At 65.4% G+C, this 23,001-nt stretch carries 22 protein-coding genes; 7 read left to right on the top strand and 15 right to left on the bottom strand.

The annotated features are described in order from the left end of the window. Nucleotides 1-20: 20 nt before the first annotated feature. Both queD and CCZ28_RS06490 read right to left on the bottom strand, forming a co-directional pair. Entirely contained in the window at nucleotides 21-377 is a 357-nt protein-coding gene (queD, locus tag CCZ28_RS06495) for a 6-carboxytetrahydropterin synthase QueD (RefSeq protein ID WP_081320758.1), read from the bottom strand. 105 nt (nucleotides 378-482) lie between these two features. After that, nucleotides 483-740: a hypothetical protein gene (locus CCZ28_RS06490; RefSeq protein WP_140216953.1), complete on the bottom strand. Its 258-nt coding sequence runs from the start codon at nucleotides 738-740 to the stop codon at nucleotides 483-485. 114 nt (nucleotides 741-854) lie between these two features. Here CCZ28_RS06490 and CCZ28_RS06485 point away from each other — a divergent pair, with 114 nt between their 5' ends. Then, nucleotides 855-1,472 carry a hypothetical protein gene (locus tag CCZ28_RS06485; protein ID WP_140216951.1) on the top strand — a complete coding sequence of 206 codons (618 nt, stop codon included), beginning with the start codon at nucleotides 855-857 and terminating at the stop codon, nucleotides 1,470-1,472. Here CCZ28_RS06485 and CCZ28_RS06480 read toward each other — a convergent pair. The 3 genes from CCZ28_RS06480 to CCZ28_RS06470 all read right to left on the bottom strand — a co-directional run bounded on the left by CCZ28_RS06480 (nucleotide 1,427) and on the right by CCZ28_RS06470 (nucleotide 4,910). Then, nucleotides 1,427-3,298 (bottom strand): ABC transporter ATP-binding protein, encoded by a 1,872-nt coding sequence (locus CCZ28_RS06480; RefSeq protein ID WP_140216950.1) that lies wholly within the window; start codon nucleotides 3,296-3,298, stop codon nucleotides 1,427-1,429. The genes CCZ28_RS06485 and CCZ28_RS06480 overlap by 46 nt on opposite strands. A 103-nt stretch (nucleotides 3,299-3,401) precedes the next feature. Beyond that, nucleotides 3,402-3,953, bottom strand: a complete 552-nt coding sequence (locus CCZ28_RS06475; protein ID WP_140216948.1) for a peptidylprolyl isomerase — start codon at nucleotides 3,951-3,953, stop codon at nucleotides 3,402-3,404. A gap of 66 nt (nucleotides 3,954-4,019) precedes the next feature. Then, complete coding sequence (locus tag CCZ28_RS06470) at nucleotides 4,020-4,910, bottom strand: LysR family transcriptional regulator (RefSeq protein ID WP_140216946.1); 891 nt, start codon at nucleotides 4,908-4,910, stop codon at nucleotides 4,020-4,022. 171 nt (nucleotides 4,911-5,081) lie between these two features. Here CCZ28_RS06470 and CCZ28_RS06465 point away from each other — a divergent pair, with 171 nt between their 5' ends. The 3 genes from CCZ28_RS06465 to rarD all read left to right on the top strand — a co-directional run bounded on the left by CCZ28_RS06465 (nucleotide 5,082) and on the right by rarD (nucleotide 7,506). Further along, nucleotides 5,082-5,675 (top strand): DUF3060 domain-containing protein, encoded by a 594-nt coding sequence (locus CCZ28_RS06465; RefSeq protein WP_140216945.1) that lies wholly within the window; start codon nucleotides 5,082-5,084, stop codon nucleotides 5,673-5,675. 74 nt (nucleotides 5,676-5,749) lie between these two features. After that, nucleotides 5,750-6,601 (top strand): EamA family transporter, encoded by an 852-nt coding sequence (locus CCZ28_RS06460; protein ID WP_140216943.1) that lies wholly within the window; start codon nucleotides 5,750-5,752, stop codon nucleotides 6,599-6,601. Next, entirely contained in the window at nucleotides 6,598-7,506 is a 909-nt protein-coding gene (gene rarD / locus CCZ28_RS06455) for an EamA family transporter RarD (protein WP_140216941.1), read from the top strand. Before CCZ28_RS06460 ends, rarD begins: the two co-directional genes overlap by 4 nt. Here the strand turns inward: rarD and CCZ28_RS06450 are convergent. The 4 genes from CCZ28_RS06450 to puuE are packed head-to-tail and all read right to left on the bottom strand — an operon-like array spanning nucleotide 7,503 to nucleotide 10,449. Continuing rightward, on the bottom strand, nucleotides 7,503-8,003 hold the full coding sequence (locus tag CCZ28_RS06450) for an ureidoglycolate lyase (protein ID WP_140216939.1): 501 nt from the start codon (nucleotides 8,001-8,003) through the stop codon (nucleotides 7,503-7,505). The two genes, rarD and CCZ28_RS06450, sit on opposite strands and share 4 nt — an antisense overlap. Next, a complete protein-coding gene (gene alc, locus CCZ28_RS06445) occupies nucleotides 8,000-9,007 on the bottom strand; it encodes an allantoicase (protein ID WP_140216937.1) in 1,008 nt (335 codons plus the stop codon). Before alc ends, CCZ28_RS06450 begins: the two co-directional genes overlap by 4 nt. A 24-nt stretch (nucleotides 9,008-9,031) precedes the next feature. Continuing rightward, entirely contained in the window at nucleotides 9,032-9,544 is a 513-nt protein-coding gene (uraD, locus tag CCZ28_RS06440) for a 2-oxo-4-hydroxy-4-carboxy-5-ureidoimidazoline decarboxylase (RefSeq protein ID WP_140216936.1), read from the bottom strand. Further along, entirely contained in the window at nucleotides 9,541-10,449 is a 909-nt protein-coding gene (gene puuE, locus CCZ28_RS06435) for an allantoinase PuuE (protein WP_140216934.1), read from the bottom strand. The genes uraD and puuE overlap by 4 nt, the downstream gene beginning before the upstream one ends. 217 nt (nucleotides 10,450-10,666) lie before the next feature. Here puuE and uraH point away from each other — a divergent pair, with 217 nt between their 5' ends. Then, nucleotides 10,667-11,038: a hydroxyisourate hydrolase gene (gene uraH, locus CCZ28_RS06430; RefSeq protein ID WP_140216932.1), complete on the top strand. Its 372-nt coding sequence runs from the start codon at nucleotides 10,667-10,669 to the stop codon at nucleotides 11,036-11,038. 57 nt (nucleotides 11,039-11,095) lie between these two features. Here the strand turns inward: uraH and CCZ28_RS06425 are convergent, their stop codons facing one another. Together CCZ28_RS06425 and CCZ28_RS06420 are read right to left on the bottom strand one after the other, a co-directional pair. Beyond that, complete coding sequence (locus CCZ28_RS06425) at nucleotides 11,096-12,142, bottom strand: SGNH/GDSL hydrolase family protein (RefSeq protein WP_140216930.1); 1,047 nt, start codon at nucleotides 12,140-12,142, stop codon at nucleotides 11,096-11,098. Between the two features lie 195 nt (nucleotides 12,143-12,337). Then, nucleotides 12,338-12,661 (bottom strand): ArsR/SmtB family transcription factor, encoded by a 324-nt coding sequence (locus tag CCZ28_RS06420; protein WP_140216929.1) that lies wholly within the window; start codon nucleotides 12,659-12,661, stop codon nucleotides 12,338-12,340. A 92-nt stretch (nucleotides 12,662-12,753) separates the two neighbouring features. Between CCZ28_RS06420 and CCZ28_RS06415 the strand changes: the two genes are divergently transcribed. Next, complete coding sequence (locus tag CCZ28_RS06415; protein ID WP_058763964.1) at nucleotides 12,754-13,851, top strand: NADH:flavin oxidoreductase/NADH oxidase; 1,098 nt, start codon at nucleotides 12,754-12,756, stop codon at nucleotides 13,849-13,851. Between the two features lie 293 nt (nucleotides 13,852-14,144). On the opposite strand, the gene guaD is transcribed toward CCZ28_RS06415, so the two are convergent. Genes guaD through xdhA form a run of 4 tightly spaced genes read right to left on the bottom strand, consistent with a single transcriptional unit; the run spans nucleotide 14,145 to nucleotide 20,142 of the window. Continuing rightward, the gene (gene guaD / locus CCZ28_RS06410) at nucleotides 14,145-15,449 is read right to left on the bottom strand and encodes a guanine deaminase (protein WP_140216927.1); all 1,305 of its coding nucleotides are present in this window, start codon (nucleotides 15,447-15,449) and stop codon (nucleotides 14,145-14,147) included. Between the two features lie 37 nt (nucleotides 15,450-15,486). After that, nucleotides 15,487-16,314, bottom strand: coding sequence for a xanthine dehydrogenase accessory protein XdhC (gene xdhC / locus CCZ28_RS06405; RefSeq protein ID WP_140216925.1), 828 nt, complete (start codon nucleotides 16,312-16,314; stop codon nucleotides 15,487-15,489). Further along, nucleotides 16,311-18,710 carry a xanthine dehydrogenase molybdopterin binding subunit gene (gene xdhB / locus CCZ28_RS06400; protein WP_140216923.1) on the bottom strand — a complete coding sequence of 800 codons (2,400 nt, stop codon included), beginning with the start codon at nucleotides 18,708-18,710 and terminating at the stop codon, nucleotides 16,311-16,313. The genes xdhC and xdhB overlap by 4 nt, the downstream gene beginning before the upstream one ends. Next, the gene (xdhA, locus tag CCZ28_RS06395; protein ID WP_140216921.1) at nucleotides 18,703-20,142 is read right to left on the bottom strand and encodes a xanthine dehydrogenase small subunit; all 1,440 of its coding nucleotides are present in this window, start codon (nucleotides 20,140-20,142) and stop codon (nucleotides 18,703-18,705) included. Before xdhA ends, xdhB begins: the two co-directional genes overlap by 8 nt. Before the next feature lie 323 nt (nucleotides 20,143-20,465). Here xdhA and CCZ28_RS06390 point away from each other — a divergent pair, with 323 nt between their 5' ends. Continuing rightward, nucleotides 20,466-23,000, top strand: a complete 2,535-nt coding sequence (locus CCZ28_RS06390; protein WP_140216919.1) for a bifunctional diguanylate cyclase/phosphodiesterase — start codon at nucleotides 20,466-20,468, stop codon at nucleotides 22,998-23,000. Nucleotide 23,001: the final 1 nt, after the last annotated feature.

Genomic DNA, 23,001 nt, shown 5'->3' with positions numbered 1-23,001 from the left:
CCTTGAATGGGAGAGGCGATTTAGTCGCCGCGGTAGATGCAGCCGCTGGTGCAGGTCTCATGAATGCGCACCTGGCTCAGCTCCGGCAGCAGGGGCTTGAGCTGTTGCCAGATCCAGCGCGCGAGCACTTCACTGGTAGGGTTTTCCAGGCCTGGGATGTCATTCAGGTAGTGGTGATCCAGTCGCTCGTAGAGCGGCTTGAACACGGCCTTGATGTCGGCGAAGTCACGCACCCAGCCGGTATGGGGATCGATGGTGCCCTCGATGTGCAGGGCGACCTTGAAGGAATGCCCATGGAGACGACCGCACTTGTGCCCTGCTGGAACATTGGGCAGGAAGTGTGCGGCTTCGAAAATGAATTCTTTAAAGATTTCCACGATAACCACTCGCGTTGGGCCACGGAGTGTGGCGGCTGCGGGCCGGCAGTCTACCAGCTCGAAACCGCATTGCCGAACCTCGCGATGTCGAGCTGCCGTCGTGGTCTAGCCGGGCATCGACCAGGGTTCGAGCAAATGGCCGTCGCACGCCAGTTCCAGGCGGGTCTGTTCGATCAAGGCGGCGAGGTGGCCGGCGTGACTGTATTGGCTGCGGGCGACGTGGGCGACCGAGGCCAGTACCTGGCGACCATCGGTAACCGTGAAGGAAAAACTGGCATCGCTCGGGTCCTGGCGAACCTCGCCCTGCAGCGGCAAAAAAGCTTTTTCGACGATGCGGACGGCGTTGGTGAGATCGATCGACATGGACGGACTCCTTGGGCGCTTGTCTGCGATAGAGCGCAGGCGCTGCGAAAAATTCTGATTTGCCTTCGTGGGAGGGTTTAGGCAGGCTCCCTGTCTTTATCTGGACGATTTCCTATGCGTAGTGCCAATCCCCGTACCTTCTGGATCCTTGTCGGACTAGCCGTCGTCTTCGGTCTTATCGGCCTGATCGGTAACCGGGTGGGTTGGGACCGGCTGGAGATCGGCTATCGCACGGTGCCGTCGCCCAGTGGGCTGGAGATCGGCGTGGCTGGACAGGTGATCAGCGGCCTGCCGTCACTGTGCATCGCCCTGGCCCTGGTCACGGTGGTCACCGCGCTGATCATTCGTGGGGGGCGACGCTTTCGCGCCCGGCTGCCATTGCCGGTTACCGCCGCCATCATCTGGGTGATGCTGGCGACGCTGCTGGTGCTCTTCTATCCCAGCACCCTGGCGTTCCAGTGGGAAAACCATCGGAGCGCTGCCGTCATCGACTTCTATATGCTGCAGGAGCGCGCTGGTCCCTTTCAGGGCACCCTGCAGAAGAGCCAGCAGCTGACCTATTACCGCGATTGCGGCCAGGCCGGGCAGGCAGCCTGCCCGGTGTTCGACTGCGTGGTGGAGCGGCGCAGCTGGCTGGGTGGTTTCCAGAAGATCGAAGGTTTCTATCCGGGCCTGGATCAGGAACATCAGTTGGAACTGCTGCGCACCCGCTGCCTGCCCGGTACGCCGTGACCGACGAAGCCGCCGGTCTGGTGGCGCCATAGCCGGGCATAGAGTCCGTTGTGCGCGATCAGCTCTTCGTGAGAGCCCATCTCGACGATCTGGCCGCGCTCCATGACCACCAGGCGGTCCATGCGCGAGATGGTCGATAGCCGGTGAGCGATGGCGATCACCGTCTTGCCTTCCATCAGGGTCTCCAGGCTTTCCTGGATGGCCGCTTCCACTTCCGAATCGAGCGCCGAGGTGGCCTCGTCCAGCAACAGGATGGGCGCATCCTTGAGCAGGGTACGGGCGATGGCGATGCGTTGGCGCTGACCGCCCGACAGCTTGACCCCACGCTCGCCTACCTGGGCATCCAGGCCGGTGCGGCCATGGGCATCGGTGATGCGGGCGATGAAGTCGTCGGCCTTGGCCTTGCGCAGAGCGGCGTGCAGCTCTTCGTCGGTGGCTTCGGGGCGGCCGTAGAGCAGGTTCTCGCGGATCGAGCGGTGTAGCAGCGAGGTGTCCTGGGTGACCACGCCGATTTGGCATCTCAGGCTTTCCTGGGTCACCTGGGCAATGTCCTGGCCATCGACCAGAATGCGCCCACCTTCCAGGTCATAGAGGCGCAGCAGCACGTTGATCAACGTCGACTTGCCCGCGCCCGAGGGGCCGACCAGGCCGATTTTCTCGCCTGGCGCCACGTCCAGCGTCAGGCCCTCGATGATGCCGGCGCCCTTGCCGTAGTGGAAGCGGATGTCGTCGAACAGGACCGCGCCGCGGGTCACTACCAGCGGTTTGGCGTCCGGCGCATCGCCGACCTGGCGCGGTTTGGCGATGGTGCTCATGCCGTCCTGCACCATGCCGATGTTCTCGAAGATGCCGTTGACCACCCACATGATCCAGCCGGACATGCTGTTGATGCGGATGACCAGGCCGGTCGCCAGGGCGATGGCACCGACGCTGATGATGCCCTGGTGCCAGAGCCAGAGGGCAAGACCGGTAGTGCCGGCGATGAGGAAGCCGCTGAGGATGGCGATGGTCACGCCCATGGCGGTGATCAGACGCGCGGCGCTCTCGGCCTTTTCCGTCTGTTCCTCCATGGCCTGGCGGGCGTACTGCTCTTCCTGGGCCGAATGTGAGAAGAGCTTGAGCGTGGAGATGTTGGTATAGCCGTCGACGATCCGCCCCGAGAGTTGCGAGCGGGATTCCGAGGCGATGGCCGAGCGCTCCTTGGTCTGGGGCACGAAGTACCAAAGCGCGATGACGTAACCGATGATCCAGAGGATCAGGGGCACCATCAGCCAGACATCGGCCTGGGCGAACAGGATCAGCGAGGTGACGGCGAAGATCAGCACGTGCCAGATGGCATCCACCGCCTGCACGGCCGAGTCCCGCAAGGAAACGCCGGTCTGCATGATGCGGTTGGAGATGCGCCCGGCGAAGTCGCTATGGAAGAAACCCAGACTCTGCTTGAGCACGTAGCGGTGGTTCTGCCAGCGGATCAGGGTGGTCAGGCTGGGGGTGATGGTCTGGTGCACCAACAGGTCGTGCAGGCTGATGAACAGGGGGCGGATGACCAGGGTGACCACGGCCATCCAGATCAGGGTGCCACCGTGTTGCTGGAAGAACACCGTGCTGTTGGGCGAGCTGCCGGCCAGGTCGACGAGTTGGCCGATGAAATTGAATAGCGCGACCTCGATCAGGGCGCCGATGAGGCCCACGACCAGCAGCAGGGCGAAGGCTGGCCAGGCTTGTTTGAGGAAGTGGAGATAGAAGGCGCCGACGCTCGTGGGCGGCATTTCATCGGGAGCTTCCCGAAACGCATCGATGATGCGCTCGAAGCGGCGAAAGATCATGCGGGGTCCTTGTAGAAGGGAGACAATGTCTCGCGTCGCTGAGTAGGAACCTCGCCACTCAGGCTGGACGACCGCCAGGGATCGTCCAGTGGGACAGGTCGGCTTACAGTCTTTTGGCAGCGAGAATTATGACCGGTTCACGGGGAATGTCGCGCAGCATGCCCTGGCGGATAGTCTGGACGCCGGCGATCTGGTCGACGACCTCCATGCCGCGTACGACCTTGCCGAACACGGCGTAGCCGAAATCCCGCGAGCCGTGGTCGAGGAAGGCGTTGTTCTCGACATTGATGAAGAACTGGCTGGTGGCGGAGTTGACGTCCGAGGTGCGGGCCATGGCCAGGGTGCCGCGGAGGTTCTTCAGGCCGTTGTCGGCTTCGTTCTTAATGGGCGCCTTGGTGCGCTTTTCCTGCATGTCACGGGTGTAGCCACCGCCTTGGATCATGAAGCCGGGGATGACGCGGTGGAACAGGGTGCCCTTGTAGAAGCCGCTGTCGACGTAGGCCAGGAAGTTCGCCGTACTGACGGGCGCCTTGTCCGCATTCAGCTCGACCTCGATGTCACCCTTGTTGGTGCTGATCAGCACGTGTGGATTGTCCGCGGCCCAGGCGGTGGAGGCGATGAGCAGGGCACAGGCGGCAAGCAGGGCTTTGAACATGTTGGATCCTTGAATAGGCAGATACGACTGGCGAACGATAGCAATCCGGCCGGCGCCCCGCCATGGTCAGCGGGGCAGGGCGTGGTTGCGCAGGAGATTCATCAGAATCTGCGAGGCGGGTCCGAGTTCGTGTTGGCGGGTCTTGTACAGCTGGAAGGGGTGGAAACGGTGCGCTCCCTGTTCCAGCTGCAGCGGCTTGAGCAGGCCTTGGTCGAGATCGGTCTGGATCGCATCCCGCGGCAGCCAGGCGAAGCCCAGGCCGTCGCGCAGGAAGGTGGCAGCGGTACTGATGCTGCCCACCGTCCAGCGCTGTTCCGCGGCCAGCCAGCCGGCATCCCGGGGTTGGGCGCGGCCGCTGTCACGGATGACGATCTGTAGCTGTTCTTCCAGATCGGTGGTCACCAGGGGCCGCCGTAACAGATGCAGGGGGTGCTCGGGATGGGCGACGGCGACGAACTCCACCGTACCAAGAGAGGCGCCCAGGTGTTCGGCGATCACCAGGCCGGTGATCGCCAAGTCCGCCGAACCGTCCAGCAGGGCTTCCTCCACCCCGGAGAGCACCTCTTCGCGCAGCCGGACCCGGCAGCCGCGACTCTGGGGCATGAATTCGCGCAGGCAGAGCAGCAGGGGGCGGGTAGGGTAGGCGGCATCCACCACCAGCCGTACCTCGGACTCCCAGCCCTGTTCCATGTGATAGGCCAGCTCCTCCAGTTGGCTGGCCTGCTGCACCAGCCGCCGGGAGCGCCGCAGGAGCACGGCGCCCGCATCGGTCAGGACGGCACGCCGCCCTTCCAGGCGCAGTAGGGGTACGCCGAGCTGTTCCTGCATGCGCGCTACGGTATAGCTGATCGATGACTGGGAGCGATGCAGTACTTCGGCCGCCTGGGCGTAGCCACCATGGTCCACTACCGCTTGCAGGGTTCGCCACTGATCGAGAGAAACGCGAGGAGTCTTCATTGAACGCTTCGTGACCGCGAAAGAGCGCATGTTAGAGCCTGGCGCGCAAATGAGAAAACGCGGCGTATTTCACGGGATGAAAAAAAGTCGGATGCCGGGCCAAACGCGCTGCCGAGGTCGCTTTCCAAGCTAGCCGATGAGTTCCCCCTTTAGGCAAGACAAGGAGTCACCATGTCGTCATTCAAGGCATTGCTGGGTTGCTGTCTGCTCGTCGCTCCGCTGCTGGTCCAGGCCGAAGAGTCGGTCGCCGCGGCCGCCGAGCCCATCGAGATCGAAGGACTGAATCTGACCCGTACTCTCGACTGCCAGGGCCGGGACGTGTCGCTTTCCGGTGAGGGCAATACCCTGACGCTGAAAGGTCAGTGTGGCGAAGTCACCGTCTATGGCAGTCACCATCGTCTTATCGTCGATAGCGCTCGATCACTGGACATCCATGGCCTGGGCAGCGTCACCACGGTCAAGGGCGCGGTGGCCAAGCTGAGCGTCGGCGGCGGTTACCAACAGGTGCAGGCCAATGTCCGGGGTGGCAGTGAGGGCCTGGCCAAGATCGATGCCTACGGTTATGGCGCCCGGGTCCGGTTGACGCTGCTAAGCCAGGCCGACGTGGCCGTGGGTGGTTCCAATCAGCAGGTGTACTGGTCGCGAGCGGCCGGCGTAGCGGAACCCAAGACGCTGGTTTCGGGTGCCGATAATATTCTGCAGGCCAATCAGTCGGTGGCGGCGATCACCAGTAGTGATCCGTCCGGGATGAACGCCACGCGCTGAGCCAGTCCGCCACGGGGCTTTTCCTCCGGCGACGGGCGCGTTAAGGTCGCGCACCTTTTTCGTGCGCCGTCGCCATGCCTTATCTCCTGCTCGTCACCCTCATCTGGGCGTTTTCCTTCAGCCTGATCGGGGAATATCTCGCTGGTCGCGTCGACAGCGATTTCGCCGTGCTGGCCCGCGTGGCCATTGCCTTCGTGCTGTTCCTGCCCTTCACCCGCTGGCGTGGGGTGCCGGGGCGCTTCGCACTGGGCCTGATGGCGGCGGGCGCCTTGCAATTCGGCATCACCTATCTCTGCCTGTACCGCAGCTTCGCCGTGCTGACGGTGCCGGAGGTGCTGCTGTTCACGGTATTGACGCCTATCTATGTGACGCTGCTGGATGACGCCTGGCAGCGTCGGTTCCGTTTCTGGTCGCTGCTGGCTGCGGTCGTGGCGGTGGGTGGCGCGGCGCTGATTCGTTTCCAGGCGCTGACCGGTGACTACCTGCTGGGCTTCCTGCTGCTGCAGGTGGCCAACCTGACCTTCGCCGCCGGCCAGGTGCTGTGCAAGCACCTGGGCCATGCCTATGCCGGGCAGGGCCCCTTGCATCGCTACTTTGGGTTGTTCTTTCTTGGCGCGCTGCTGGTGGCGGCGCTGTCCTTCCTGCTGTTCGGCAATCCGGCGCGTCTGCCCGCTACCCCGCTGCAATGGGGCGTGCTGGTCTGGATGGGCGTGTTCGCCACGGCGCTCGGCCTCTACTGGTGGACCCTCGGCTCGCTACGGGTCAACGGCGGCACCCTGGCGATCATGAACGAGGCCCATGTGCCCGCGGGACTGCTGGTCAGCCTGTTGATCTGGCAGCATCCGGCCGACCTGCCTAGGCTGTTCCTGGGCGGCGGCGTCATTCTGCTGTCGCTGTTCATCAATCGTCTGGGACGGCGGGCATGAGTGTGCTGTCGGGCAAGGGGCTGGGCCTTTCCGTACTGTCGTCGGTGCTGTTCGCGCTGATGCCGGTGTACTTCGCCTGGCTGGCGCCCCTGGATGGCCTGCAGGTGGTGGCGCTGCGGGTGGTTTGGTCACTGCCCATGGTGTTGCTGATGGTGCTGGTGCTGCGCGAGGGCAAGGCGCTCTGGGCCACGCTCAAGCGATTGGTGCGTGAACCCCGGCTGTGCCTGGCCATTCCGGCCGCCGCGCTGCTGATGGGCGTGCAGTGGTGGGTGTTCGTCTGGGCGACCATGAATGGCGAAGCCATGGCCATGTCGCTGGGTTATTTCCTGCTGCCCCTGGCGATCGTGCTGACCGGACGCCTGGTCTATGGCGAGCGCCTGCGCCCCCTGCAACGCCTGGCGGTGGCCTGTGCGCTGGTGGGGGTGATCAACGAGGTGTGGGTGACCGGGGCGCTGTCCTGGGTCAGCCTGCTGCCGGTAGTGGGCTATCCGCCATATTTCGTGCTGCGGCGGTGGATGGCGGTGGATGCCTTGTCCGGCTTCGTGCTGGAGATGTGCTGCCTGCTGCCGTTCGCACTGCTCGTCGTGCATTGGTTCTCGCCGAGCCTGGCCTTGCAGCAGGCGCCCTGGCTGTGGGCGCTGTTGCCCGGATTGGGGCTGGTCAGTGCCATCGCCTTCGCGGCCATGCTGGCGTCCAGTCGACTGCTGCCGCTGAGTCTGTTCGGCATCCTGAGCTATGTGGAACCGGCGCTGCTGGTGTTCGTGGCGCTCTATATTCTCGGTGAGCAACTGCCTATCGGAGCGATCTGGACCTACGGCCCGATCTGGCTGGCGGTGGCCTGGGTCTGCCTGGACAGTGCACGCCTGCTGCGCAAGCAGCTGAGGCGCGCACCGGGCAACCGTTAAAGCGCCAGAGTCGAGGTCTCGTCCGCGGCGAAAAAGTGCTCGTCGCAGTTGGGCAGCTCGCCATGGCGGTCGACGATGAGGAATTCATCCTCGTCGCGTAGGGCCAGCACCGGGTGGTGCCAGACCCCCGCATGGTAGTTGATGCCCTGGCGGCCATCGGTGCGGAAGACGCGGATGGCCTGGGCGTCCGGCTGCGGCGCCGGGGGCGCCACCACCACCAGGAAGGGCTCGCCACGGAGGGGCACGAAGGCCTGGCTGCCATGGGGGTGGCGTTCCAGCATGGCAATCGTCAGCGGGTATTCCAGGCGCCGAGCGCGGAAGATGCTGATGATCGCCGCGCCGTCGGCCGGCCCGGTCTCGACCCGGGCCAGGGCATGGAATCTCTGGGTCGAGCCGTTATTGATGGGAAACCAGTCGCGGCCTTCGGTCTCGATGACGTCGCCGAAGGGCGCGAAGCCCTCGGCGGTCAGGGGTTCGATGACGAGTTGGCGGCTCATGCCTGGCCCCGCGCCACCTTGCCGAACAGCCGCAAGCGGCTGACGCCGCCGTCGGGGAAGATGTTCAGGCGGACGTGGGTGATGGGGCCGAGGTCGCGCACCTGCTCGCGGAAGCTATGTTCCTGGTGCATCTGTAGCTTCTGCGACGGCAGCAATTCCTTCCAATACAGGCTTTGGGTTTCGATCTGGCCGTCGGTGCCGCCGCGCACATAGGCGCCCTGGATCTGGCAGCTGTCCGGGTAGTTACCCTTGAAGTGCAGGGTGTCGACCAGGATTTCCTCGACGATACCGGCGTGGCCCAGGGCGATGATCACCCAGTCGTTGCCGGGGGTGCGACGGCGGGCGGTTTCCCAACCATCGGCCATGCTGCTGGCGCGACCCGGATTGAGGATGTTGCTCATGCGTCCGTAGTGCTCGTCGTTGCAGGCCAGCGCGCGACCGCCATTGAGCGCGGCGGCGAGGTCCAGCACCTCGTCCTCGGCCTGGGCCGACCAGTCGCGATGGGGAATGCCGTAGACCCGCAGGCGGGCCACACCACCGTCGGGATAGATGTTCAGGCGTAGGTGGGTCCAGGGGCGATCATCGCTGATGGCGTGGTAGTGGTGGCTGTTGCCCTGCATCTCGATGGCTGGCAGTACCTCGGTCCAGGCGGCGTCGGCGGCCGGATCGCCGTCGGCGCAGAAGCAGGCTTCCAGGGAGGCGGAGGGCGGGTAGTTGCCGGTGAACCAGCGGGTGTCGATGTCGACGCCCTTGATCGAGCCGGGTACGCCCAGGCGGATCACCGCATGGTCATAGCCCTCGAAGCGCTTGCGGCGCGATTCCCAGCCATCCATCCACTTGCCGTTGTCGTCGTAGACGCCTTCCTTCCACTCCGGCTCGTGGGGCTGGAGCATGCGATCGGCGGCGGCGAACCAGTCGTCGGTGACGCTGATGACGCGGGTGCCGAGGCGGGCGTCGGCGAGGTTGAGGTATTTCTCGAAGGGTGCGGCGTAGGTGCGTTTCATGAGGGGCTCGTGTGCGGACTGAGGTCAGAGGGGCTGGAGACGGAAGAGGGCGATACGGTCGATCTCGGCGAGGGCGCGCTGGAATTCCTGCTCCGGGGTGTTGGGCAGGCGCTCCTCGAAGGCCGCGAGGATCAGGTGTCGGTTGCTGCCCTTCACCGCCATGATGAAGGGGAAGCCGAATTTTTCGCGGTAGGCGTCGTTGTAGCCGGTGAAGCGGGCCAGTTCGTCCGGCGTGCACTGGTCCAGGCCGGCGCCGGCCTGTTCGCTGGTGCTGGCAGCGGTCAGCTCGCCAGCCAGGGCGGCGCGGCCGGCGAGATCCGGGTGGGCCTGGATCAGCGCCAGTTGCTCGGCCTGGCTGGCCCGGGCGACCTGGGCGGACAGCCGCTGGTGCAGGGCCTCGATGGTATCCGGCAAGGGCTGGCCCTGGTCGAAGGCGCGTTCGGCGACCCAGGCGGAGTGCTCGTAGATGCCGCCGAAGGCCGCGACGAAGGCGGCGCGGTCCAGCTGGCTGGGCGTGACGGTCTGGAAGGTGCTCATGCCGGCGGATGCTCCTTGTGCCAGTGGCGGGCGATATCCACCCGGCGGGCGAACCAGACGCGCTCGTGGCTCTGGGCGTACTCCAGGAAGCGCTTGAGCCCCACCAGGCGACCGGGACGGCCGATCAGCCGGCAGTGCAGGCCGATGGAGAGCATCTTGGGCGCGGTGGCGCCTTCTTCATACAGGGTGTCGAAGGCGTCCTTGAGGTACTGGAAGAATTGCTCGGCGGTATGGAAGCCCTGCACCTGGGTGAATCTCATGTCGTTGGTGTCCAGGGTGTAGGGGATCACCAGGTGCGGCTTGCCGGTCGGGGTGTTGGGCTCCCAGTAGGGCAGGTCGTCGTCGTAGGTGTCGCTGTCGTAGAGGAAGCCGCCTTCCTCCATCACCAGGCGCCGGGTGTTGGGGCCGGTGCGGCCGGTGTACCAGCCCAGGGGACGCTCGCCGGTCAGCTCGGTGAGGATTTCGATGGCGCGCCGCAGATGGGCGCGCTCCTCGGCTTCGTCCATGTACTGGTAGTCGATCCAGCGATAACCATGGCTGCAGATCTCGTGGCCGGCCTGGACCATGGCGCGGATGACTTCGGGATGGCGCTCGGCGGCCATGGCCACGGCGAAGATGGTGAGTGGGACCTGGTGCTTGGCGAACAGCTCGAGGATGCGCCACACGCCGGCGCGGCTACCGTATTCGTAGAGCGACTCCATGGACATGTTGCGCACGCCGGGCAAGGGCTGGGCCGCCACCATCTCGGACAGGAAGGCTTCGGACTCCTTGTCGCCGTGCAGAATGTTGCGCTCGCCGCCTTCTTCGTAGTTGAGCACGAAGGACAGGGCGATACGGGCATCGCCCGGCCAGTGGGGATGGGGTGGCTGGGCGCCGTAGCCGATAAGATCGCGGGGATAGGTCATGGAGGGGGCATCCTGGCAGTCGAAAGGTTTTGTATACAATGTTTGAAGACCTTTGCCGAGTCCCAGCAAGAATCTTGCCTAACTGGTCAGACCGGTCTGAGCGCAAAAAAGCTTTTATACGCACTTATGCCAGAGCGTGCGGGCTAATGGCAGGGTTGTATACAATCAAAGGGTCAAAAACTGTTAGCCTGGCCCGACCTCTTTCAGGAAATACGCCATGTCCGCTTCGACTTCTGCTGGATACCTGACCACCCATATCCTGGACACCGCGGGAGGCCGTCCTGGCGCGGCGATCGCCGTACGCCTGTACCGCCTGGCGGACGGGGCGCGGCAATCTCTCGGTGAGTGGCGGACCAATGCCGATGGCCGGGGCGATACGCCGCTTCTGCAAGGCGAGGCCTTCCAGAGGGGCGTCTATGAACTGGAGTTCGAGGTGGGGGATTACTATCGGCAACTAGGCGTGCCGCTGGACGAACCTGCCTTTCTCGATACGGTGATCCTGCGTTTCGGCATTGCCGATGAGGCTGCGCATTATCACGTCCCCTTGTTGGTATCGCCCTACGGCTACTCGACCTATAGAGGTAGCTAGCTGCCCCGGCGCGGTGCGGTTCGCCATGGGTCGGCACCAGGGTGGGGCGCTGAGTTGCTAGTGGTAGGTTGGCTCGGTGGCGAGCCGCGCTGTCATCAGCAAGGGCTTGGAGTGCGGGGCGCTGCCGGGCCAGGTCTGGGCGATACGTTCCAGCACCACCTGCGCCAACATGCTGTGGGTACGACTGGCGAAATGTCCACGAGCGCCGAAGATATAGGCCTGATCGGCCCCGGGTTCGACATAGCTATCCGGTTCGCAGAATTCGCGGCCGGGCAGGCAGGCATCGCCATCGGCGTGGGTGAAGCCATAGTTGCCGTAGTGCGCGTAGACCTCTTCCAGCACCCGATAGGCATCCACCAGCAGCAGGCGATCACCGGCCGGGAGATTGGCCTGTAGGGTGTCGTTGTAGAGGCGTACCAGCTCGTGGTTGCGCTCCGCGAGGGCGGGTGTCCAGGGCTCTAGATAAGGGGCCTTGCCGTAGTCCGTGTTGTTGAGGACCACCAGGCGCTGGGCGCCCAGACTCAGGAGATAGCGCAGCAGCTTGACCTCGTTCATGGCTGCATGGCGGATCCGCGCATCGATCTGCTCGCGGACATCCGAAGGGAGCGGGGCATCGGCCAGCAGCGCGGCTTTGAGCTTCTTGTCGTAGAAGGGGCCGATGATGTCGTTGCCACCGATCTGCACCAGCACCAGATCCTGCTGGTGGAAACGACCGTGCTGCATCTCGAAGTTGCGGATCTGCTGGGAGAAGGCCAGGGGCGCTTCGTTGTGGTCGAAACCGGGCTCGGTGAAGCTGCCGGTCACGGCGCCGCCTTCGGCGTAGCAGAGCCCATCGGGATCGACCGAGCCGTCGTGGCCATAGCCTTCAACCTGCCGATTGGGGCCGAGTTCGATACCGTAGGCGTCGGCGATTTCCTGGGGATAGGTGCGGCCGGGGTTGGTGGCGTAGATGTGACCGAAGGTGCCGCAGTCCATTAGGCTGTCACCGAAGGCGATCACCCGCTGGATGCCCCTGGACTCGGCGATGGGCTCCGGGCTGGGGACCAGTACCAGCAATGCAGCGACGCCAGCCAGTGCGGTCGCCAATCCCCAGTGCTTGCTCATCGCCCACCTCCCGACAGCATCCAGCGGCTGTGCTGTCATACTTTTTAGCAACCTTCATACCGGAAAGAGCGGAACAGCGGGCGCAAGTTCCTTGGGCTGGGGATAGAGGCGTTGCCAGCCGATGACAGGCAGCCGGATGGCTGGGCAGGACCAGAACAGCCTGGTATCAGTGCTGCAGAAAGGGCTGGGGCTATCTCAATCCGCTTTGCTGAATGGCTCGGGCGACTGCGCCAGGATGGCCGCCATCAGTCCGGGAAAGCGCAGATCCAGGTCTTCGCGACGCAACTGGTTCATGTGCGTGGTGCCGGCATTGCGGGTGTGCACCAGGCCGGCGTCACGCAGGACGCGGAAGTGGTGCGACATGCTGGACTTGGGCCGGCCGCCGTCCAGCTCGCCACAGGTGGCCTCGGCGACCCGCGCCAGGTAGCGGACGATATCCAGGCGCACCGGATCGCTGAGCGCGTGGAACAGGCGCTCGAGGGAGAATTCGTCAGGACTGGGATGTTTGAAAGGGCGCATGAGCCAATCATACACCGGGGGTTGGCGATCATACTATGTTCGATTAGTATCGAAATAACGAACCAACAGTCACCGTATGGGAGACCGCTCAGATGTCCGCATTGTTCCAACCCTTTACCCTCAAGGACGTGACGCTGCGCAACCGCATCGCCATTCCGCCCATGTGCCAATACAGCGCCGTCGACGGCGTGATCAACGACTGGCACCAGGTGCACTACGCGGGTCTGGCGCGTGGCGGTGCCGGTGTGGTCATCGTCGAGGCCACGGCCGTTTCGCCGGAAGGCCGGATCACCCCCGGCTGCGCCGGCATCTGGTCCGATGCCCATGCCCAGGCCTTCGTGCCGGTGGTCCAGGCGATCAAGGCCGCCGGTTCCGTGCCGGGCATCCAGATCGCCCACGCCGGCCGCAAGGCCAGCGCCAATCGTCCCTGGGAAGGTGACGACCATATCGCCGCCGACGATAGCCGCGGTTGGGACACCATCGCCCCGTCCGCCGTGGCCTTTGGCGCCAACCTGCCGAAGGTACCCAAGGCCATGACCCTCGAGGACATCGCCCGGGTCCGCCAGGACTTCGTCGACGCCGCCAAGCGCGCCTACGAGGCCGGCTTCGAGTGGCTGGAGCTGCACTTCGCCCACGGCTACCTGGCGCAGAGCTTCTTCTCGGTGCACTCCAACCAGCGTGACGACCAGTACGGCGGTGATCTGGCCGGCCGCAGCCGCTTCCTGCTGGAGACCCTGGCCGAGGTCCGCAAGGTCTGGCCGGAGCACCTGCCGCTGACCGCCCGTTTCGGCGTGATCGAATACGACGGTCGTGACGAGGAGACCCTGGCCGAATCCATCGAACTCGCCCAGGGCTTCAAGCGTGAAGGCCTCGACCTGCTCAGCGTCAGCATCGGCTTCTCCACCCCGACCGCCAACATCCCCTGGGGCTCGGGCCTGCTGGCGCCCATCACCGAGCAGGTGCGCAAGGCCACCGGCCTGAAGGTCGCCTCGGCCTGGAACATCGACACCCCGGCCCTGGCCAATCAGGTAGTGGCCGACGAGCAGCTGGACCTGGTAATGGTGGGCCGCGCCCACCTGGCCGATCCGCACTGGCCCTACTACGCGGCCAAGGCCCTGGGCGTCGACAAGCCGTCCTGGGTGCTGCCGGCGCCCTATGCCCACTGGTTGGAGCGCTATCGCAGCAGCTGAGTCGGCCTAGGCTGAAACGCGAAAGCCGCCCTCAGGGGCGGCTTTTGTGTGTGTTGGACGAGGTGTGAGCGGTTTTTGTTGGGCTTCACTATGCTCAGCCCAATCTGCAAAGGCCTTGTAGCGTGGATAACGGCGCAGCCTTATCCACTGTTGGATCCGAAAGTACCAGTGGAAAACGCTGCGCGGTTTTCCACGCTACGCGATTGAAGCTTGATCGCGCGCAGTTGCTCGGAGTCTGTTGGGCTGAGACGGCCTCATCGCGTCTAAGCCCAACAGTGGCGAGCCGGCCAAGATCAGGCGTCGCGGCTATGCACCCGCCGACCTGCGGCGTGGGTTTCGCGCACCACGCGGTCGTCGGCCAGGGTGGTGAGGACGAAGAGGGTTTCCTCCAGGCTCTTGGATTGCTGCAGGCGGTAGTCCAGCAGCGGGGTGGCCTTGAGGTCGAGCACCACGAAGTCGGCATCGTGGCCAGGCACCAGGCTGCCGATGCGGTCGTCCAGGCGCAGGGCGCGGGCGCCGCCGAGGGTGGCGAGGTACAAAGACTTGAAGGGGTGCAGGCGGTTGCCGCGCAGCTGCTGCACCTTGTAGGCCTCGCCGAGGGTCTGCAGCAGCGAGAAGCTGGTGCCGGCGCCGACATCGGTGCCCAGGCCGACGTTGACCTTGAAAGCTTCCATTCGCTGGAGGTCGAACAGACCGCTGCCGAGGAAGAGGTTGGACGTGGGGCAGTGGGCCACAGCGGAGCCGGTGTCGTGCAGGCGCTGGCATTCGGCGTCGCAGAGGTGGATGCCGTGGGCGAACACCGAGCGCGGGCCGAGCAACTGGAAGTGGTCGTAGACGTCCAGGTAGTGGCTCCGCTCCGGGAACAGCGCCTTCACCCAGTCAATCTCCTTGAGGTTCTCGGAGAGGTGGGTGTGCAGGTAGACATCGGGGTGCTCGGCCAGCAGGCGCCCGGCGGCTTCGAGTTGTTCGGGGGTACTGGTCGGTGCGAAGCGTGGGGTGACGGCATAGTGCAGTCGGCCCTTGCCGTGCCAGCGCTGGATTAGCGCCTTGCTGTCGGCATAGGCGGATTCGGCCGTGTCCTGCAGATAGTCAGGCGCATTGCGGTCCATCAGCACCTTGCCGGCGATCATGCGCAGGTCGAGGCGCTCGGCGACCTCGAAGAAGGCCTCCACCGACTGCGGATGGACGCTGCCGAACACCAGGGCGGTGGTGGTGCCGTTGCGCAGCAGTTCGCCGACGAAGACCTCGGCCACCTCGGCGGCCTTGGCCGGATCGGCGAAGGCGCGCTCGGTGGGGAAGGTGTAGGTGTCCAGCCAGTCCAGCAATTGCTCGGCGTAGCTGGCGATCATGCCGGTCTGCGGATAGTGGATATGGGTGTCGATGAAGCCGGGGGTGATGAGGGCATCGCGATGCTCGATCACCTCGGTGCCGGCGGGCAGGGTGGGCAGCAGGTCGGCGGCCGGGCCCATGGCCTGGATGCGGCCGTCCTCGACCAGCAGCAGGCCGTCGGCGTGGTATTCGTAGGAGGCGTCCAGCCCCACCTCGGCCGGGTCGGCGAGGCTGTGGAGCAGGGCGGCGCGGTGGGCGATGGCGGTCATAACGGTCTCTGATAGGCGAAGCGGCGAAATAGGGGGATCAACTGGGCGCGACGGCATTGACCAGGCGCAGCGGCTGGTCCGCCTGCTGGGCCTGGCGGCCATAGTGGGCGATGACCTCGCCGGCCACGGCGATGGCGATTTCCAGCGGCAGCTTGCCCTGCACCTCGGGCAGGCCCAGCGGGCAGCGTACCGAGGCGAGGCGTTCGGCGCCGTGGCCACGGGCCGTGAGGCGGTGGCGGAATTTGGCCCACTTGGTCTTGGAGCCGATCAGGCCGAAGTAGCCATGGTCGCCGCGGGCGAGGATGGCATCGGTCAGCTCCAGATCCAGGGGGTGGTTATGGGTCATGACGATGTAGTAGGCCCCGGCTGGCATCCGGGCGATCTCGTCGACCGGCTCGTCGGTGACGATCCTCTCGACGCCAGCGGGCAGCGGATCGGGAAACTCCTGGGGCCGCGAGTCGACCCAGCGCACCGCGCAGGGTAGGCCGGCCAATAGGGGGACCAGGGCGCGGGCGACATGGCCGGCGCCGAAGACTACCACCGGTATCTCCTGGGCCAGCAGTGGCTCGAACAGCAGGGTGGTGACGCCGCCGCAGCACTGGCCGAGGCTAGCCGCCAGGGAAAAGCGCTCCAGGCGCGGCTGGCGGCTGCCGGCCGCGAGCAGTTCCCGAGCGATCTCCACGGCGCGGTATTCCAGGTGGCCGCCGCCGATGGTCAGGTGCTGTTCGGTCCGACCCACCAGCATTTTGGTGCCGGCGTCGCGGGGCGTGGAGCCCTGTTCATTGGCTACGGTAACCAGCACGCAGGGTTCGCCACGCGCCTCGAAGTCGGCCAGCAACGCCAGCCAGCCACGTTTCGGGGTCATGCCGGTTCCTCCGTGGCGGTCACGGGTAGGGCCTGGGCCTCGGCGGCCAGGCGGCGCATCCGCTCCACGCCCCAGAGCACCCGCTCGGGGGTGGCCGGGGCGTCCAGCGCCGGGTGGAAGCGATAGTCCGCCACGCTGGCCACGGCATCCTGCAGGGCGCACCACACCGAGATGCCGAGCATGAAGGGCGGCTCGCCCACGGCCTTGGAATGGAACACCGTGGCCTCGGGATTCTTGCGATTCTCCACCAGCCGTACCCGCAAGTCCGGTGGCACGTCGCTCACCGCCGGGATCTTGTAGGTGGAGGGGCCGGCGGTGAGCAGCTTGCCGGCGTCGTTCCACACCAGTTCTTCCATGGTCAGCCAGCCCAGGCCCTGGACGAAGCCGCCCTCGACCTGGCCGATGTCGATGGCCGGATTCAGGGAGGCGCCGACGTCGTGAAGGATGTCGGTGCGCAGCAGCCGGTATTCGCCGGTGAGGGTGTCGATCAGCACCTCGGAGCAGGCGGCGCCGAAGGCGTAGTAGTAGAACGGCCGGCCGCGCGCCTGGTCGCGGTCGTAGTGGATCTTCGGCGTGCGGTAGTAACCGGTGCTGGAGAGCGACACCTGGCCGACGTAGGCCAGCTGGATCAGCTCTTCGAAGCTCAACAGCTGGTCGCGTACCTTGACGTGGCCGTTGCGGAAGTCGACCTCCTCGGGCCCGACGTGGAAGTGCCGGCTGGCGAAGTCGATCAAGCGATCCTTGATGGTCTGGGCGGCGTTCTGCGCGGCCTTGCCATTGAGGTCGGTGCCGCTGGAGGCAGCGGTGGGTGAGGTGTTGGGCACCTTGTCGGTGTTGGTGGCGGTGATCTGGATGCGGCCGATGTCGACCTGGAAGACCTCGGCCACCACCTGGGCGACCTTGGTGTTCAGCCCCTGGCCCATCTCGGTGCCGCCGTGGTTCAGGTGGATGCTGCCGTCGGTGTAGACGTTGACCAGGGCGCCGCCCTGGTTGAGGAAGGAGGAGGTGAAGGAGATGCCGAACTTCACCGGGGTCAGCGCCAGGCCCTTCTTCAGCACCGGGCTGCTCTGGTTGAAGACGCGGATGGCCGCGCGACGCGCCTGGTAGTCGCTGCTGGCTGCCAGGTCCGCGGTCATCTCGTCGAGCAGGTTATCTTCCACCACCTGGTGGTAGTGGGTGACATTGCGCGTCTCCTTGCCGTAGTAGTTGCGCCGACGCACCTCCAGCGGATCGAGGCCGCGGTGGCGGGCGATGGCGTCCATGACGTTCTCGATGGCCAGCATGCCCTGGGGGCCGCCGAAGCCGCGATAGGCGGTGTTGGACGCCAGATGGGTCTTGCATCTATGGCCGGTGACCTGGGCGTTGCCAAGGAAGTAGGCGTTGTCCGCATGGAACATGGCGCGGTCGATGATGGCGTTGGACAGGTCCGGCGAATAGCCGCAGTTGCCCGCCAGCTCGAAGCGGATGCCCAGCAGGCGACCGTCATCGTCGAAGCCGACGTCGTATTCGACATGGAAGGGATGGCGCTTGCCGGTCATGTGCATGTCTTCGCAGCGCGGCAGGCGCATCTTCACCGGGCGTCCGGTGAGGCTGGCGAACACCGCGCAGAGTGCCGCCGGCATACCGGCCTGGCTCTCCTTGCCGCCGAAGCCGCCGCCCATGCGCCTCATGTCGATGGTGACCTTGTTCATCGACACCCCCAGCACCTCGGCCACCTGCTTCTGCACCTCGGTGGGATTCTGGGTGGAGGAATAGACCAGCATGCCGCCGTCTTCGGTAGGCATGACCGAGGCGACCTGGGTTTCCAGATAGAAGTGCTCCTGGCCGCCGATGGCCAGTTCGCCCTGCAGGCGGTGGGGCGCGGCGGCCAGGGCGGCGGCCGCGTCGCCGATGTGGTGGCTATGGCTCGGTGAGATGAAATGCTCGCGTCTGAGCGCTTCCTTGACGTCGATGATGGCTTCCAGCGGCTCGTACTCGACGATGGCGGCCTGGGCCGCGCGGCGGGCGGCGTCCAGGCTGCTGGCGGCGACCGCCAGAACTGGCTGGCCGAGGTACTGGACCTCGCCATCGGCCAGCAGCGGATCGCCGGGCAGCACGGCGCCTATGTCCAGCTGGCCGGGCACGTCGGCGGCAGTGATGGCCAGGACCACGCCAGGTATCCCGTAGCAAGGCGAGAGATCGATATGCTTGATCCGCGCATGGGCGTGTTCGCTCATCCGCGCATAGACGTGCAACTGGTTGGGGAATTCCAGGCGGTCGTCGATGTAGAGGGCTTCGCCGCTCACATGCTTGTCGGCGCTCTCGTGCTTGAGCGGCTTGCCGACACCGGTGGCCAGGCCCGCGGCGAAGGCGGCGGCCATTTCCTCGGGGGTACGGACGGGGAGGCTGCTAGACATGGGCGGTGACCCTCGTGGCGAGCGTGGGCTGGGTGGTCTCCAGATGACACTTGCGCAGCAGGTTCTGCGCCGTCAGCAGGCGGTATTCGCGACTGGCGCGAAAATCCGAGAGCGGGGCGAAGTCGTTGGCCAGGGCCTGGGCGGCGCGCTCGATGGTGGCGGCGTCCCAGGGCTGGCCCAGTAGCACCTGCTCGCAGTGACTGGCACGCTTGGGCGTGGCCGCCATGCCGCCATAGGCGATGCGCACGGCTGCGACCCGGCCCTCGTCGAGTTCCAAGGCGAAGGCGGCGCAGACCGCGGAGATGTCGTCGTCCAGGCGCTTGGAGATCTTGAAGGCGCGGAAGATCAGACCCTCGCGCGTCCGCGGCACCCGCACCGCCTGGATGAATTCGCCGGGCGCCAGGGCGGTCTTGCGGTAGTCGAGGAAGAAGTCGTCCAGCGGCAATTCGCGCAAGCGCTCGCCTTGTCGCAGCAAAACCGTGGCGCCGAGCGCCAGCAGCAAGGGCGGGCTGTCGCCGATGGGCGAGGCATTGCCGATGTTGCCGCCCAGGGTGCCCTGGTTACGGATCTGCAGGGAGGCGAAGCGCTGCAGCAGGGCGCCGAAGTCGGGGTAGTCGGCGGCCAGGGCGGTGGCGCAGTCGGTAAGCGGCGTGGCGGCGCCGATCTCGATGCTGTCTTCGGTGACGGTCACGCCCCTTAGCTCAGGCAGGTTGCCCAGGTAGATGAGGGTCTCCAGGCGGCGATGATTCTGGGTGACTTCCAGGGCTAGGTCGGTGCCGCCAGCCAACAACCGGGCCTGGGGATAGGCCTGGTAGAGGGTGGCCAGTTCGGCGAGGGTAGTGGGGCTATGACTGCGGCTGCCCGCACCTTCGAGGCGGGTCGCGGGCGCGGGGGCCAGGGCTCTCAGCCGCTCCAGGGTCTGCTGCTCGCGGGCATCGAAGTGGTCCGGCTGACGGCTGGCGCAGGCCTGCTCGGCGGCGGCCAGGATCGGCCGGTAGCCGGTGCAGCGGCAGAGGTTGCCGGCCAGGGCTTCGTGGGTGGCGGCGTTGTCCGGCGCGGCGACGTTCTTCTGCAGGGCGAACAGCGACATGACGAAGCCCGGGGTGCAGTAACCGCACTGGGAGCCATGGCAGTCGACCATGGCCTGCTGCACGCCATGCAGGCGGCCCTGGTGCTTGAGGTCTTCCACGCTGATCAGTTGCCGGCCGTCCAGCGCCGCGACGAAGGTCAGGCAGCTGTTGACGGTGCGATAGCGCAACCGGTCGCCATCGGGCTCGGCGAGCACCACGGTGCAGGCCCCGCAGTCGCCGGAGGCGCAGCCTTCCTTGGTACCGGTCTTGCCGCAACGCTCACGCAGGTATTGGAGGACGGTGAGATTAGGGTCGAGCTGCTCTTCGACGCGCAGCTCCTGGTCGAGTAGAAACCTGATCAAGGCCGCTCTCCGCTTGGGGTCATGGATGAATCGATGGTGAGTAAAGTTGACCGTTAGGTCAACATTTGTTCTGGCGAATGGCAGGGCTTTGTCGTTTTTGGGCATGGGTGTCGGATAGACGACGGTAGGGCTGCGCCTTACTGGCGCATCGACTTCGTCCTTGCCCGCTGACGGTGCAGCAGAAGCCGTCTAGTCCGCACCTTATCGGAATATTTATGTAGTGGCATCAAGTCGTTATCGCCTATGTCGATATAAAGGCATACGATTCGCGCGTTTTGTCGTGCGCTCTACTTCTGTCCATCCTGCTCCAACAGGTCGCCGCTGTGCCTACTCAACTCAATCGTGTCGCCCGTCAGGCATCCCTTGGCTTCTTCGTGCTGGTCATCCTGATCTTCGTTCTAGCGGGATTCATGCTGTTCGACCTGTGCAAGCGCATCGACGAACAGCAGCGCCGCCACAGAGAGACGGACGCCCAGCGGGCGCTGGAAACGCGGCAGGACAAGCTGGGTCGGGTATTGACCGACTATTCGTTCTGGATCGAGGCCTATGCACGGACCGAGCAGCAGGTCGATGTGGACTGGGCATACGATCAGGACAACGTTGGACCGTCCCTCTACAAGAACTATGGAGTCAATGGCGCCTTCATCCTGGCCCCCGATGGCACGACGCGCTATGCCGTGGTCGACGGCGAGCTCAGTCAGCTACGGCTGGAGCTCTGGCTGAAGGAGGATCAGGTAACCCTGCTCGCTCAAGCCCGGGAGCGCTCGCCCGCGGAGGGCTATGCCCAGGGGTATTTTCTCATCGATGGCAAGCCGGCCAGCGTGACGGCGGCGGTCATCCGGCCGGATGCCAGCTATCAGGATTTCAAGGGGCTCTCCTACATGGTGTTCGTCGATGTGCTGACGCCGGACAAGCTCGCCGCGCTCGGGCAGGTGTTCGAGTTGGACGGCCTGACGGCCCAGCCGGGGGCGCTACCCACCGATGGGCGGCCGACGCTGGTGGTGAGTTCCGATCCCGGTATCGCGGTGACCTTTCACTGGACTATCCAGGCCCTGGGACATCGACTGCTGATGCAATTCCTGCCGCTGTTGGCCGGTATGTGTGGCCTGGCGTTGCTGCTGGTCGGGTATCTGCGATATCGCATCGCCCTGGCTGCGCGCCAGACCGAAAGGGTCGAGGAGGCCTTGAGGTATAGCGAGCAGCGCTTTCGGATGGTGTCCGAGGCCGCGTCCGATTGGATCTGGGAGACCGACGCCGAGCAGCGTCTGGTCTATATCTCGGAACGCTTCGTCGCCGTCACCGGCTTTCGGCAGGCGGACTGGCTGAATCGACCGCTGTATGAATTGCTCGATTATGAGCGGTCCCAGCTCGACGAGATGGCCAGGACGCCGGTCGTCGCCAGCCGCATCCGGCAGGCACTGCGTTGCGAGATGCGCGATGCCCAGACCAAACTGAGATTTTGTCAGCTCTCGGCCCAGCCCATCGTGACCGGCGGGTGCCTGGCCGGCTTTCGCGGCACCGTGTGCGACGTCACCGAGGAGATCGAAGCCAAGGCGCGCATCGAACACCTCAGCCAGCACGATGCCCTGACCGGTCTGGCCAACCGGCATCAGCTGCATCGCCACCTGGCGCAGCGCTTCGCCGAGGGGGTCAGCGCCAGCCAGCCCCTGCATCTGTTGGTCCTCGATCTGGACCGCTTCAAGCCGGTCAACGACTCCCTGGGACATGCGGCGGGCGACCAGGTGTTGTGCCAGGTCGCCCGGGAGTTGCGCGCCAGCCTGCGTGAGGGTGATCTGGTCGCCCGGATCGGCGGGGACGAGTTCGTCATCGCGCTGAGCGGCAGCCTGAGCGTCGAGCAACTGACCAGCCAGTGCAGCCGCATTCTGGACGCCATCAGCTGCCCCATCCGCGTGGGCGAGCACGACATCGCCATAGGTGCGAGCCTCGGCATCGCCCGGGCACCAGAGGATGGCCACAACGCCGAGGACCTGCTGCGTTATGCCGACATCGCCCTGTACGAGGCCAAGGCCGCGGGGCGTAATACCCTGAGATTCTATGAGCCCTCCATGAACCAGCGCATCCTCGAACGGCGCCAACTGGAGACCGAATTGCGCCTGGGCTTGCAGCGTGGAGAGCTGGAGCTCGACTTCCAGCCGCGCTTCGACGCCAGCAGCCAGCGTCTGCTGGGCGCCGAAGCCCTGGTGCGCTGGAATCATCCCGTCCGCGGCCGCCTGGCGCCTGCCGAGTTCATCGCGCTGGCGGAGGAGACCGGACTGATCCTGGGCCTCAGCGACTGGGTCCTGCAGGAGGCCTGCACCCAGGCGGTGGCCTGGGAGCCGGAGCTGATCGTGTCCATCAACCTGTCGCCCCTGGAGTTCCAGCGCGACGATCTGGTGGCGCGGGTCCGCGGCGTGCTCGAACGCACCGGTATAGCGCCGGCTCGCGTCGAACTGGAGCTGACCGAAAACGTGCTGCTGGACGATGCCGCCGGTGCCCTGGAGCTGATGCAGCGGCTCAAGGCGCTGGGGGTGCGGCTGTCGATGGACGACTTCGGCACCGGTTACTCGTCCCTGAGTTATCTGCGCACCTATCCCTTCGATTGCCTGAAGATCGACCGCAGCTTCGTCTCCAACATCGAGGTGAGCGAGAGCAATGCCGCCATCGTCGAGGCTATCGTCAGCATGGGCCGGGCCTTGTCGCTGACGGTGGTCGCCGAGGGCATCGAGACCGCCGGCCAGCTGGCGCGCATCGCCGATCTCAAGTGCGATCAGGCCCAGGGTTTCCACCTGCAGCGGCCGCTGTCCCGGGCGCGTTTCGCTGCGCTGCGCCAGCAGGCGTTGGTGCTCGACGAGGCCTAGC

Origin of the sequence: Pseudomonas oryzihabitans (assembly GCF_006384975.1) — a bacterium.
Lineage (GTDB): Bacteria > Pseudomonadota > Gammaproteobacteria > Pseudomonadales > Pseudomonadaceae > Chryseomonas > Chryseomonas psychrotolerans_B.
This window is presented reverse-complemented; position numbering and strand designations above follow the sequence as displayed.